Annotated in this window: 12 protein-coding genes; 8 read left to right on the top strand and 4 right to left on the bottom strand. The window is 71.5% G+C overall.

Features of this window, described 5'->3' with window-relative positions:
- Positions 1-106: 106 nt before the first annotated feature.
- The 6 genes from E1166_RS25380 (at position 107) to rny (ending at position 6,905) form a co-directional block, all read left to right on the top strand.
- Complete coding sequence (locus tag E1166_RS25380) at positions 107-1,414, top strand: MFS transporter (protein ID WP_243710508.1); 1,308 nt, start codon at positions 107-109, stop codon at positions 1,412-1,414.
- Positions 1,415-1,418: 4 nt separating this feature from the next.
- Positions 1,419-1,619 (top strand): DUF3046 domain-containing protein, encoded by a 201-nt coding sequence (locus E1166_RS25375; protein ID WP_132342457.1) that lies wholly within the window; start codon positions 1,419-1,421, stop codon positions 1,617-1,619.
- A 185-nt stretch (positions 1,620-1,804) separates the two neighbouring features.
- A complete protein-coding gene (gene recA / locus E1166_RS25370) occupies positions 1,805-2,851 on the top strand; it encodes a recombinase RecA (RefSeq protein ID WP_132342456.1) in 1,047 nt (348 codons plus the stop codon).
- Positions 2,852-2,865: 14 nt separating this feature from the next.
- Positions 2,866-3,597: a regulatory protein RecX gene (locus E1166_RS25365; protein ID WP_132342455.1), complete on the top strand. Its 732-nt coding sequence runs from the start codon at positions 2,866-2,868 to the stop codon at positions 3,595-3,597.
- A gap of 81 nt (positions 3,598-3,678) precedes the next feature.
- Entirely contained in the window at positions 3,679-4,383 is a 705-nt protein-coding gene (locus E1166_RS25360; protein WP_132342454.1) for a 3-keto-5-aminohexanoate cleavage protein, read from the top strand.
- A gap of 755 nt (positions 4,384-5,138) precedes the next feature.
- Positions 5,139-6,905, top strand: coding sequence for a ribonuclease Y (rny, locus tag E1166_RS25355; protein ID WP_132267158.1), 1,767 nt, complete (start codon positions 5,139-5,141; stop codon positions 6,903-6,905).
- A gap of 52 nt (positions 6,906-6,957) precedes the next feature.
- On the opposite strand, the gene E1166_RS25350 is transcribed toward rny, so the two are convergent.
- Genes E1166_RS25350 through E1166_RS25335 form a run of 4 tightly spaced genes read right to left on the bottom strand, consistent with a single transcriptional unit; the run spans position 6,958 to position 10,374 of the window.
- On the bottom strand, positions 6,958-7,938 hold the full coding sequence (locus E1166_RS25350) for an amino acid ABC transporter permease (protein ID WP_132342453.1): 981 nt from the start codon (positions 7,936-7,938) through the stop codon (positions 6,958-6,960).
- Complete coding sequence (locus tag E1166_RS25345) at positions 7,935-8,642, bottom strand: amino acid ABC transporter permease (protein ID WP_132342452.1); 708 nt, start codon at positions 8,640-8,642, stop codon at positions 7,935-7,937. The genes E1166_RS25350 and E1166_RS25345 overlap by 4 nt, the downstream gene beginning before the upstream one ends.
- A 39-nt stretch (positions 8,643-8,681) precedes the next feature.
- Positions 8,682-9,560 carry a glutamate ABC transporter substrate-binding protein gene (locus E1166_RS25340; RefSeq protein ID WP_132342451.1) on the bottom strand — a complete coding sequence of 293 codons (879 nt, stop codon included), beginning with the start codon at positions 9,558-9,560 and terminating at the stop codon, positions 8,682-8,684.
- Positions 9,561-9,618: 58 nt separating this feature from the next.
- On the bottom strand, positions 9,619-10,374 hold the full coding sequence (locus tag E1166_RS25335; protein WP_132267166.1) for an amino acid ABC transporter ATP-binding protein: 756 nt from the start codon (positions 10,372-10,374) through the stop codon (positions 9,619-9,621).
- Positions 10,375-10,575: 201 nt separating this feature from the next.
- Here E1166_RS25335 and selD point away from each other — a divergent pair, with 201 nt between their 5' ends.
- Together selD and E1166_RS25325 are read left to right on the top strand one after the other, a co-directional pair.
- Complete coding sequence (selD, locus tag E1166_RS25330) at positions 10,576-11,565, top strand: selenide, water dikinase SelD (RefSeq protein WP_132342450.1); 990 nt, start codon at positions 10,576-10,578, stop codon at positions 11,563-11,565.
- Positions 11,566-11,765: 200 nt separating this feature from the next.
- A complete protein-coding gene (locus E1166_RS25325) occupies positions 11,766-12,245 on the top strand; it encodes a hypothetical protein (RefSeq protein ID WP_132342449.1) in 480 nt (159 codons plus the stop codon).
- Positions 12,246-12,328 lie beyond the last annotated feature (83 nt).

Genomic DNA, 12,328 nt, shown 5'->3' with positions numbered 1-12,328 from the left:
GGCCGGGCTGGACCGGGCCGCGGGCGGTGCGGTGGGGCACCGGCGGTGCGGCCGGTCCGGGTGCGCAAGGATGGGCAGCACATCGCCCCTTACCGCAGGAGCCTCGATGGCCGTGCACCTGACCGTACCGACCGCCCCGGCGGACGTCGCGCCGATCCAGCGGCGCACCCTCCGCCTGCTGTTCGGCACCCAGATCATCGGCGGTGTCGGCGTCACCATCGGAATCGCCGTCGGGGCGCTGCTCGCCGCCCGGATCGCCGGGACGGCGGTGGCCGGGCTCGCACAGAGCGCCGCGGTGGTCGGCGCGGCGCTGCTCGCCGTACCGGTCACCCGCGTGATCACCGGGCACGGCCGCCGGCCGGGGCTGGTGCTGGCGTACCTGACCGGCGCGGTCGGTGGGGTGCTGGTGGTGCTCGCCGCGGCGACCGGCTGGGTGCCGCTGCTCTTCCTCGGCATGTTGCTCTTCGGTGGTGGCTCCGCGGCCAACCTCCAGGCCCGCTACGCGGCGGTGGACCTCGCCGTGCCGGCCCGGCGCGGCCGACAGTTGTCGCTGATCGTCTGGGCCACCACCATCGGCGCGGTGGCCGCGCCGAACTTCGCCGCCCTCGCCGATCGGATCACGCACCGCTGGGGGGTACCGCCGCTGGCCGGGCCGTTCGCGTTCAGCGCGGTGGCGTTCGTGCTGGCCGCGGTCGTACTGCTGCTCCTGCTGCGGCCCGATCCGCTGCTCACCGCGCGCCGGCTCGCGGCGGCCGGGGCCGACGCCGTGCCGCCCGCCGGCACGCCGGCGGCGGTCGTGCCCCGGGCCGGGATGCGGGCGGCCTGGCGGGTGGTGGTCGCCCGGCCGGCCGCCCGGCTCGGCATCGCCGCCGTCGCGGTCGGCCACCTGGTGATGGTCGCGGTGATGGCGATGACCCCGGTACGACTCGGCGAGTCGCACTCCGACGTGGACGTGCTGCGGGTGGTGGGCGTGGTGCTGAGCCTGCACATCGCCGGCATGTACGCGCTCGCCCCGGTGGTGGGCTGGCTCACCGACCGGGTGGGCCGGCGCGCGGTGATCCTCGGCGGGATCGCCACCCTGCTGGCGGCCTGCGCGGTCGCCGGCACCGCCGGGCACCACACGCCGCTGCTCTCGGTCGGCCTGGTGCTGCTCGGGCTGGGCTGGTCGGGCACCATGGTCGCCGGCTCGACCCTGCTGTCCGAGGCGGTGCCGACCGACGTCCGGCCGGGCGTACAGGGACTGTCCGACCTGACCATGGGGCTGGCCGGGGCGGGCGCGGCGGCGGCCAGCGGGTTTGTCATGCGGGTGGCGGGTTATCCGACGCTGACCCTGCTGGCGGCGATCGCGGTGGTGCCCCTGCTGGCGTTAGCGTTGCGTCCGGTGCCGTCCGGGGCGCCCGACGAGGAGGACTGATCACGTGCGGCTGACCGACTTCTGGGCCCGGCTGGAACAGGCCTTCGGGGCGGGGTACGCGGCCAGCATCGCCAGCGACCAGGTGCTCTCCGAACTGGGCGGGCGAACCATCACGCAGGCGCTCGCCGAGGGCGAGCAGACGCACGTGGTGTGGCGGGCGGTCGTCGCCGCCTACCCCGACCGGGTGCCCGCCCGGCTACGCTGAGCAGCCTTTTCGTCACTTCCGCGTGTCACTTGCCGAGTCGTACATGTGTTCGGCTATTGTCCACAGCGGGGTGCTTGTCCACAGCTCACGGCCGGTCGGCTGGTTTTCTGTCGGACCCAGCGCCTAGCGTGTCCCGCGTGACGCGAAGCTCAGGAAAGACGCCGGCGAAGGCAGGGGTGGCAACGATGGCGGCAGGGCCTGACCGGGAGAAGGCACTCGACCTTGCTCTCGCTCAGATCGACAAGCAGTTCGGCAAGGGTTCGGTGATGCGGCTGGGGGAGCGGCCGGTCATCCAGACCTCGGTGATCCCCACCGGTTCCATCGCACTCGACGTGGCGCTCGGCGTGGGCGGTCTGCCCCGCGGCCGGGTCGTCGAGATCTACGGCCCGGAGTCCAGCGGTAAGACCACGGTCGCCCTGCACGCGGTGGCCAACGCCCAGCGGGCGGGCGGCATCGCGGCGTTCGTCGACGCCGAGCACGCGCTCGACCCGGAGTACGCGAAGGCCCTCGGCGTCGACACCGACGCCCTGCTGGTCTCCCAGCCCGACACCGGTGAGCAGGCGCTGGAGATCGCCGACATGCTGGTCCGCTCCGGCGCGATCGACATCATCGTGATCGACTCGGTCGCCGCCCTGGTGCCGCGCGCCGAGATCGAGGGCGAGATGGGCGACAGCCACGTGGGTCTGCAGGCCCGGTTGATGAGCCAGGCGCTGCGGAAGATCACCGGTGTGCTCAACAACACCGGCACCACGGCGATCTTCATCAACCAGCTCCGCGAGAAGATCGGGGTCATGTTCGGGTCACCCGAGACCACGACCGGTGGCCGGGCGCTGAAGTTCTACGCCTCGGTTCGTCTCGACGTGCGGCGCATCGAGAGCCTGAAGGACGGCACCGACGTGGTCGGCAACCGCACCCGGGTCAAGGTCGTGAAGAACAAGGTCGCCGCGCCGTTCAAGCAGGCCGAGTTCGACATCATGTACGGCAAGGGCATCTCCCGCGAGGGTTCGCTGATCGATGTCGGCGTCGAGCAGGCGATCATCCGCAAGTCCGGCGCCTGGTACACCTACGACGGTGACCAGCTCGGCCAGGGCAAGGAGAAGGCCCGCGAGTTCCTCCGGGAGAACCCGGACGTGGCCGCCGAGATCGAGAAGAAGATCCTGGAGAAGCTCGGCGTCGGGGTCGGCGCGGGCGACGCCGCCGGCGGCCCGGAGCTGCCGCCGGTCGACTTCTGACCGGTCGCGGCTGAATGGCAGGACGACGTGCCCGTACGGGGCGCGGCTGGGACGCCAGCCCGCCCCGCACGGGTGACGCCACCACACCTCACTCACGCCGCGCCGGGGACGACGGCGAGGGGCCTCGCCCGCGCCGAGGCCGCCGGTCCTCCGTCGACGGGGCCGAGCCGGAGGTACCGGCCGGCCCACCGCGCGACGACGCCGAGGTGGCCCGGGAGATCTGCCTGCGGCAGCTCGCCGTACGCCCCCGTACCCGGGCCGAGCTGGCCGGGGCGCTGGCGAAGCGGGGCATCTCCGACGAGGTCTCGGCCCAGGTGCTCGACCGGTACGACGAGGTCGGCATCATCGACGACGCTGCCTTCGCCCGCGCCTGGGTGTCCAGCCGGCACGCCGGCCGGGGCCTGGCTCGCCGGGCGCTCGCCAACGAACTGCGCCAACGCGGCGTGGACGGCGACGTGGCGCAGGAGGCCCTCGGCGAGCTGGACGAGCAGACCGAGGCCGAGACCGCCCGCGCCCTGGTGGAGCGGAAACTGCGTACGGCCCGGGGCGAACCCGACGCGGTCTTCCGTCGACTCGTCGGCATGCTGGCCCGCAAGGGCTATCCGCCGGGGCTGGCGATCCGGGCGGTGAAGGACGTGCTCGCCGCGCAGAGCGCCGAGGCGGCCGAGTTCGCCGAACAGATCGACGCGGACGCCCTGACGGAGGTCGAGGGCGACCTGGACCGGGAGGCTCGTCCTCTCGACTGATCGCCGACGGCGCTGCTGGATGCGGCTGCCCGGGGTCGCGCCAGGGCGACGGGGGCCGTCCGGATGGGTGATGATGATCGGGTGCTGAAGGCGTGTCTCAACGGTGGCCGTCGCCGGGACGAGCACCCCGCCGTGCCGGTCACCCCGGCCGACCTGGCCGCTGACGCGGCGCGCTGCGCCGAGCTCGGCGTCGCCGCCGTGCACGTGCATGCCCGCGACGCCGCCGGTGCCGAGTCGCTGGCACCGGCGGTGATCGCGGAGACGGTGGCCGCGCTGCGGGCCGCCCGGCCGGAGATGGCTATCGGAGTGAGTACGGGGGCCTGGATCGAGCCGGATCCGGCCGCCCGGGTCGCCGCCGTCCGAGCCTGGCCGGTGCTGCCGGACTTCGCCTCGGTGAACGTGCACGAGGAAGGGGCCGAGGCGGTCGCCGCCGCGCTGCACGAGCGGGCAGTGCTGGTCGAGGCCGGTATCTGGGCGGCGGCGGACGTACCCGCCTACCGGCGGTGGCGGGTGCCGGCCGGCCGGATTCTCGTCGAGTGCACCCCGGACGAACCCATCGAGGCGTTGGCCGCCGCCGCCGCGATGCTCGCCGCGCTCACCCCGGACGACCCGCCGGTGCTGTTGCACGGCGAGGGCGGTGCGGCCTGGCCGGTGCTCGCCGAGGCGGTCCGCCGTGGTCTGCACACCCGCATCGGCATCGAGGACACTCTCCATCTGCCGGACGGGGCAACGGCGGCCGACAACGCCGCGCTGGTGGCAGCCGCCCGAGCGCTGGGCGCCCGCTGACTCCTGCCCACCCACCATTCCGTGGGTGTCGCAGGCGGCGGCGATCAGGGAATGCCCGGCCCTTCAATTCCGGTTGCCGTACGTCGCGGTGTTGCGCGTCACGGGATGGGAGCGAGATACCGCGACCGGAGATGACCTTGACGGTCTGGTCAAGCCGAGACCCGTTAGTGGGCCGTTTGCCCGTCGATGTCCGACCTCTGGGTCAGCTACGAGTGACGATGCAACTTCTCTCCGTTCGGGGGGTTTGATCATGAGTTCTTGACCGAACGGCTGTCCGCAACCTAGCCTCGCCATACAGGTTCGAATTGCCCGACCAGCGCAGGCTAAGCGCACAACATAGATCGCGTAACAGAACAGCATCACTTTGGCCAGCTCTGCCGGCCTGTGACGACCACTCCGGACGGCAGGTCCGGAGCCGGCCGACAACTGCAACCGGTTGTCGGCGATGCCCGGGGGCATCGCCGATGCAGAGCTGCACCCACGGCCAGCCGCTCGGTCGGGCGTCCAGGGCCGTGGCGGTTCGTGTCCAGGGCACGGTTCCGCCGCGGCGTCGACTCAGGGGAGGCGGCCATGGCGGCGCGGCACAGGGACCACGGGTCCCCAGGGGGGGTTGGCGGATGCCCGCCGGTCGACGCGCGGCGGCCCCGTGCCAGACGTGGTCACGTCGGGGCCAGCCGGCGGTCCCCTGCCCAGCACGGACTGACCGGTCGGGCGCAGGCCGCGTGGGGCCCGCTCGTCGGTCGGGGAGCGCGGTCATGAGCGTCATCGACGTGGTTCTCCTCGTCGTGGTGCTGCTCCTGGCGCTGGTCGTGGTCGGTGCCGTCGCATTCGGGGTCCGGGCGGTACGGCAACTCGGCGCGGTGCCGCGGCCGGAGGATCCGGCGTTCATCGCCGAGAAGGACCGCCAAGAGCAGTCCCTGGCCGCGCTGCGTTCCGCCGCGGACGAGGCGAGCAGCACCATCGACGTGGCGAAGTCCGCTGCCGCAGCCGCGCGGGCCGAGGCAGCGGCCGCCAAGGCCGAGGCGAAGGCGGCCCGCGCCGAGGCCCGCCGGGTGCTCGACGACGCCCGCACCGAGGCCGACACCATTCTGGAGCGAGCCCACAAGCAGGCCGAGATCGACGCGGAGCAGTTGCGTACCACGGCTCGGCGCAGCGGCGAGCGGGAGGTGGCCGTCCTCGCCGCCACCACCCGCGAGCAGGCCGCCGAGGTGGAGCGCCGGGCGGCCCGGATGGACGAGCGTGAACGCCTGCACACCGAGGAGGTGGAGCGCCTCGCCGAGCGGGAACGGCAGCTCACCGCGGCCAGCGCCGCGCTGGCCGAGCGGGAGGCCGCGCTCGCCGCCCGGGAGGCGGAGCTGACGCTCGCCGAGGAGCAGCGCCGCCGGGAACTGGAGCGGGTCGCCGGCCTGACCGCCGACGCGGCTCGCACCGAGCTGGTCGAGGTGATCGAGACGCAGGCGAAGCGGGAGGCCGCACTGCTGGTCCGGGACATCGAGTCCGACGCCCGCAGCACCGCCGAGCAGCGCGCCCGGCACATCGTGGTGGAGGCGATCCAACGGGTGGCCAGTGAGCAGACCGCGGAGAGCGTGGTCAGCGTCCTGCACCTGCCGGGAGACGAGATGAAGGGCCGGATCATCGGCCGGGAGGGGCGCAACATCCGTGCCTTCGAGTCGGTGACCGGGGTGAACCTGATCATCGACGACACTCCGGAGGCGGTGCTGCTCTCCTGCTTCGACCCGGTACGCCGCGAGGTCGGCCGGCTCACCCTGGAGAAGCTGGTTCTCGACGGGCGGATCCACCCGCACCGGATCGAGGAGGTGCACGAGTTGGCCCGCCAGGAGGTGGCGCAGCTCTGCCACCGGGCTGCCGAGGACGCCCTGGTCGAGGTGGGCATCACCGAGATCCACCCGGAGTTGGTCACCCTGCTGGGTCGGTTGCGCTACCGCACGTCGTACGGGCAGAACGTGCTCAAGCACCTGGTGGAGACCGCGCACATCGCCGGCGTCATGGCCGCCGAGCTGCGGCTGGACGTGCCGACCATCAAGCGGTGCGCGTTCCTGCACGACATCGGCAAGGCGCTCACCCACGAGGTGGAGGGAAGCCACGCCATCATCGGCGCCGACGTGGCCCGCAAGTACGGCGAGAGCGAGGACGTCGTCCACGCCATCGAGGCACACCACAACGAGGTGCCGCCGCAGACCGTCGAGGCGGTGCTCACCCAGGCCTCCGACGCCTGCTCCGGCGGGCGGCCGGGCGCGCGACGGGAGAGCCTGGAGGCGTACGTCAAGCGGCTGGAGCGGATCGAGGAGATCGCGGCCGGCAAGCTCGGCGTGGAGAAGGTCTTCGCCATGCAGGCGGGCCGGGAGATCCGGGTGATGGTCAAGCCGGAGGACGTCGACGACATCGGCGCGGCGGTCCTGGCGCGGGACGTGGCCAAGCAGATCGAGGAGGAGCTGACCTATCCCGGTCAGATCCGGGTGACGGTGGTCCGCGAGTCCCGGGTCACCGAGATCGCCCGCTGAGGCCGCACAGCGACAGGGGCGGTCCGGTCGGGCCGCCCCTGTCGTCGATGGTTCATGTGCCGGCACCCCCGGCACCGCCACCCTCGGCCTGCGAGATGAGGGCGGCGGCCGGTGGCTGCTGGGCCGGGGTGCCGGCCGTCTTGCGACCCTGGGAGAGCCGGCGCTGCACGTACTGCGCCAGCTTCGACAGCGAGTAGTTCACCACGATGAAGAGCACGGCGATCACCACGTAGACCTGGATCGGGTTGCCCAGCACGCCGATGATCTGCTTGCCGATGTTGAGGGTCTCCTCGTAGCTGATGATGAAGCCGAGCGAGGTGTCCTTGAGGACCACCACGAGCTGGCTGATCAGCGCCGGCAGCATGATCCGGAAGGACTGTGGTAGCAGGATCATCCGGGTGGCCTGCAGCGGGGAGAGTCCGATCGCGGCGGCGGCCTCCCGCTGACCACCCGGCAGCCCCTCCATGCCGGAGCGGAGGATCTCGGCAATGACCACGGAGTTGTAGATGGTCAGGCCGATCACCAGGTACCAGAGCGTGTCGAAGGAGATGCCGAACTCGGGGAAGCCGCGGGCCACGAAGAATATCGTGATGACCACCGGCAGGCCGCGGAACACCTCGACGCAGACCCGGGTGATCGCTGAGAGCAGCAGGCTCAGCCCGCGCAGCAGATACGCCACCGGTGCCGCCAGCCCGGTGAAGCGTCGCCCGGTGAAACTCTTGAGCTGGATCCGCAGTACGGCGAGCAGGGTCCCGACGACCAGCGATGCGACGATGGCCAGCGCGGCAGCGGTGAGAGTGTTCTTCAGGCCGAGGCCGATGCGCTCCCAGACCAGCGTGAAGTTCTCGTTGGCGGGGTCGACCAGCGGCCCCCACAGCTCCATCGAGAACTGGCCCTTCTCGTCCAGCGGACGGTAGACCAGGAAGTAGGCCCCGACGATCAGCACCACCGTGGCGACGATGCTGCTGATCAGGGTGATCCGCCGCTGCCGAGGACCGGGGACGTCGTAGAGGACGCTGGTCTGCTGACTCATCGGGCCACCGCCTGTCGCTTCTCGATCCGGTCCAGCAGGGCACCGAGCGGCACGGTCATGATCAGGTAACCGATCGAGATGCCGATGGCGACCGGGACGAAGGCGTAGCCCTCGGCTCCGGTGAGCTGGTCGGCGGTGGCCGACAGATCACCGACGACCCCGAAGAAGCCGGCCAGCGCCGAATTCTTGATCATCGCAATGATCACCGAACCCAGCGGAACGACCGAGGCCTTCCAGGACTGCGGCAGCACCACGTACCGCAGGTTCTGCCCGAAGGTGAGGCCCAGCGAGCGGGCGGCCTCGGCCTGACCGGCGGGCACCGCGTTCACGCCGGAGCGCAGTGCCTCACAGACGAACGCCGCGGTGTAGAGCACCAGGGCGATCAGCGCGAAGCGGAAGTACGGCAGGTCGGTGCCGAGCCGGGTGAACAACGAGTCGATCACGGGGATGCGCAGGAAGTCCGCGTTGGAGCCGAGCGCCGGCAGGCCGAAGGCGGCGAAGAACATCACCACGGTCAGCGGCATGTTCCGGAAGACGTTCACGTAGCCGGTGCCGACGGCGCGCAGTGGCGGCACCGGCGAGATCCGCAGCACCGCCAGGAGGGCACCCAGGAGCAGGGCGCCGATCGCGGCGAGCAGGCAGAGCTGGAGGGTGAGCCAGAAGCCACCCGCAAAGACGTCGAACTTGTCGATGAGCACGTTCACGGGTCGGTCTTCCTCCCCACCCTCCAGATCAACTGTCGGTCAGTAGCGGTCGATGGTCGGCGGGTTGCCCAGCTGCGCGCCGAACTTGCCGGCGGTGTCGTCCCAGGCCTTCTTCCAGCTACCGTCGGTGAACGCCTTCTCCAGCACGTCGTTGATGAAGTTGCGGAAGGCGGTGTCGTCCTTCTTCACCCCGATGCCGTACGGCTCCTTGGTGAAGTTCTCGCCGGCCAGCTTGAACGAGGCCTCGTCCTTGGCGATGTAGCCGAGCAGGATGACGTTGTCGGTGGTCACGGCGTCCACCTGGCCGCCCTTGAGGGCGTCGCGGCACTTGTCGTACGTGTCGAAGAGCACCAGCTGGGTGCCGACGTCCTTGACGTACTTCTTGATCTCCTCGGCCGGGGTCGAGCCGGTCACCGAGCAGACCTTCTTGGCGCCGTCCTTGAAGGAGTCCGGTCCGGTGATCGTGGTGTCGTCCTTCTTGACCATGATGTTCTGGCCGGCCTCGTAGTACGGCCCGGCGAAGGAGATGCGCTCCTTGCGTTCGGCCTTGATCGTGTACGTCGCCGCGACCAGGTCGACGGTGCCGTTGGCGATGACGTCCTCGCGGACCTTCGACGGCGTCTCGACGAACTCGATCTTGTCCTCGGGGATGCCGAGCTCCTTGACGACGAGCTTGGCAACCTCGACGTCGAAGCCCTCCGGCTTGCCCGACAGGCCCTTCTGGCCGAAGCCCGGCTGGTCGAACTTGGTGCCGACCTTGATCTTCTGGGCTTTGTTCAGCCGCTCCATGGTGCTACCGGCGGGGAAGGACTTGCTGCCGGCGCCGGTGCCCTCCTCGGCGGAGTCGCCACCGCAGGCGGCCATGCCGAGGGCCAGGGCAGCCGCGGCGGCGACCGCCGCCACGCGCTTGATACGCATACTCTTCTCCTTCTTCGACGGAGCCCGGCCGGGGACGGCCGCTCCACTACGGGGACGCTCAGTGCGTAAGGATCTTGGAGAGGAAGTCCCTCGCCCGCTCGCTGCGCGGGTTGGCGAAGAACTCGGCCGGCGGCGCGTCCTCGACGAGCTGGCCGTCGGCCATGAAGATGACCCGGTTGGCCGCGTGCCGGGCGAAACCCATCTCGTGGGTGACCACGACCATCGTCATGCCCTCGCGGGCCAGGGAGGTCATCACGTCCAGCACCTCGCCGACCATCTCCGGGTCCAGCGCGCTGGTTGGCTCGTCGAAGAGCATCGCCTTGGGCTGCATGGCCAGCGCGCGGGCGATCGCCGCCCGCTGCTGCTGACCGCCGGAGAGCTGGGCCGGGAACTTGTCGGCCTGGTTGGCGATGCCCACCCGGTCGAGCAGGGCCAGGCCGCGCTCGCGGGCCGCCGCCGGCTTCTCGCCCCGGACCTTGATCGGCCCGAGGGTGACGTTCTCGAGGATGGTCTTGTGCGCGAAGAGGTTGAACGACTGGAAGACCATGCCGACCTCGCTGCGCAGCCGGGCCAGGGCCTTGCCCTCGGCGGGCAGCGGCTGCCCGTCGAAGGTGATGGTGCCGGAGTCGATCGGCTCCAGCCGGTTGATCGTGCGGCAGAGCGTCGACTTGCCGGAGCCGGAGGGGCCGATCACGACGACGACCTCGCCCCGGCCGACCGACAGCGACACGTCGTCCAGCACGTGCAGGGGGCCGAACCACTTGTTGACCCCGTCCAGCACGATGAGCGGTTCGCCCTTCGTCACGTCGTTCACCGTCCCTGTCGTTGGTCCCGGAGCAGCGGGGTCGTCGACCCCCGGTTTTGGGCAACTGTAGGCGGGACGACGTGGCGGAGTGCCACCGAGTTGGTCACGGAGCGGTAACACCGGTGGGCGGCGTGCCACCTCGTCCGGTTTCCGTCGGTCACCGGGCCGCGCCGAGTGGTGCATGAGGTGCGTCACGGAGATCATGGTGGGATGACCCAACGGCTGCGCCTGACCGACCACGCCCGCGGCGGCGGTTGCGCCTGCAAGATTCCGCCGGGTGAGCTGGAGGCGATGGTGGCGGGCCTCGGGCCGGCGCCCGGCGCCGCCGACCTGCTGGTCGGCCTCGACCACGGCGACGACGCCGCCGTGGTCCGGCTCGACCGGCACACCGGCCTGGTCAGCACCGCCGACTTCTTCACCCCGGTCGTCGACGACGCGTACGACTGGGGTCGGATCGCCGCGACCAACGCGCTGTCCGACGTGTACGCGATGGGCGGCACCCCGCTCGTCGCGCTCAACCTGCTCTGCTGGCCCCGCGACGTGCTCCCCCTGGAGTTGGCCCGCGAGGTGCTGCGGGGCGGACGGGACATCGCCCGGGAGGCCGGCTGCCACCTGGCCGGCGGGCACAGCGTCGACGACGACAGCCCGAAGTACGGGCTGGCCGTCACCGGGATCGTCCGGCCGGAGGAGTTGATCACTCTGGACGCCGGGCGGCCGGGCCTGCCGCTGTCGCTGACCAAGTCGCTCGGTGTCGGGGTGCTCAACACCCGGCACAAGCGGACCGGCGAGAGTTTTCCCGAGGCGGTCGCGGCGATGACCCGGTTGAACCGGGACGCCGCCGGCGCGGCGGTGGCCGCCGGCATCCGCTGCGGTACCGACGTCACCGGCTTCGGGCTGCTCGGGCACGCGTCGAAGCTCGCCCGGGCCAGCCGGCTGACGGTGGCGATCGACACCGCCCGGGTGCCGTACCTGGCGGGTGCCCGCGAGGCGGTCCGGGACGGGTACGTCAGCGGCGGCAGCCGCCGCAACCTGGACTGGGTCACGCCGTGGACGGACTTCGGCTCGGTGGACGAGGCCGAGCGGCTGCTGCTGGCCGACGCGCAGACCTCCGGTGGGCTGCTGCTGGCGGGGGAGGTGCCGGGCGGCACGGTGGTGGGGGAGCTGCTGCCCCGAGGCGAGCACCTGGTGGTCCTGCGCTGAGGTCGTGTCGGGTGCCAGGTACGGCAGCGTACCCGATAAACTGTCATCTTCCCGCTACTCCGAGCAACGAGGCTTGGGGGAATTTTGCCCGGAATGGTCACAGACCGGTAACTTGCCCCCGGCTGAGGTCATATGCACCCCACCATCGTCGTAAGGCCCCGATCCGGAGGCCGGTGGGACGAACGCAGCGAGGAGGCGGCGTGACCGAGCTGTGGAACTGGAGAATCGACCGGGCGGCACCGGTGGACGTGTACCCGGCCCTGGCCGAGGCGATCGGTCGGGTGGTGATGCCCCTCGCCGTCGCCGACCCGGCGCGGCTGCCCGCGTACGCGGTGGTCTGCGACGTGTGGGAGGCGCCGGGGGAGTTCGGCACGGTTGTGGACTGCTACGGGGTCCCCGAGTCGCTCGGCGAGCACACCAGCATCGCGGCGCTGGCCCGGCTGCTGGGTCGCAACTGCCTGCTGGCCGACGACACCCTCGACGCGGGCCGGCACCTGCTGGTCGCGCCGGACGGCACCATCCGGCCGGTGCACTTCGAGGTGACCGAGACCGACGACGGCGAGGTGCTGACCGGCCAGCGGTTGTGCACGCTGGCCCACCCGGGCTGTCGGGGCTGGTCCCGGTGCCACCGCTCGAAGTGGGCCCCCGACTCGATCAACCCGGCCCTCGCCGCCGCCTGATCCGCGCCGCCGGCCCTCGCCCGACCGCCCGTGCGGGGGTGGTCGCCAACCCCGTGCCGGCAGCGCCCGCCCCGGAACCGCTC

It is taken from the genome of Micromonospora sp. KC213 (genome assembly GCF_004348325.1).
In the GTDB taxonomy this organism is placed as follows: domain Bacteria; phylum Actinomycetota; class Actinomycetes; order Mycobacteriales; family Micromonosporaceae; genus Micromonospora.
Note: the sequence above shows the minus strand (reverse complement) of the source record. Positions and strands in the feature narration are given on the sequence as shown.

Coding starts and splice junctions, on each gene's coding strand:
- E1166_RS25380 (WP_243710508.1), top strand. CDS start 107: ATGGCCGTGCACCTGACCGTACCGACCGCCCCGGCGGACGTCGCGCCG.
- recA (WP_132342456.1), top strand. CDS start 1,805: ATGGCGGCAGGGCCTGACCGGGAGAAGGCACTCGACCTTGCTCTCGCT.
- E1166_RS25365 (WP_132342455.1), top strand. CDS start 2,866: ATGGCAGGACGACGTGCCCGTACGGGGCGCGGCTGGGACGCCAGCCCG.
- rny (WP_132267158.1), top strand. CDS start 5,139: ATGAGCGTCATCGACGTGGTTCTCCTCGTCGTGGTGCTGCTCCTGGCG.
- E1166_RS25350 (WP_132342453.1), bottom strand. CDS start 7,938: ATGAGTCAGCAGACCAGCGTCCTCTACGACGTCCCCGGTCCTCGGCAG.
- E1166_RS25340 (WP_132342451.1), bottom strand. CDS start 9,560: ATGCGTATCAAGCGCGTGGCGGCGGTCGCCGCCGCGGCTGCCCTGGCC.
- selD (WP_132342450.1), top strand. CDS start 10,576: ATGACCCAACGGCTGCGCCTGACCGACCACGCCCGCGGCGGCGGTTGC.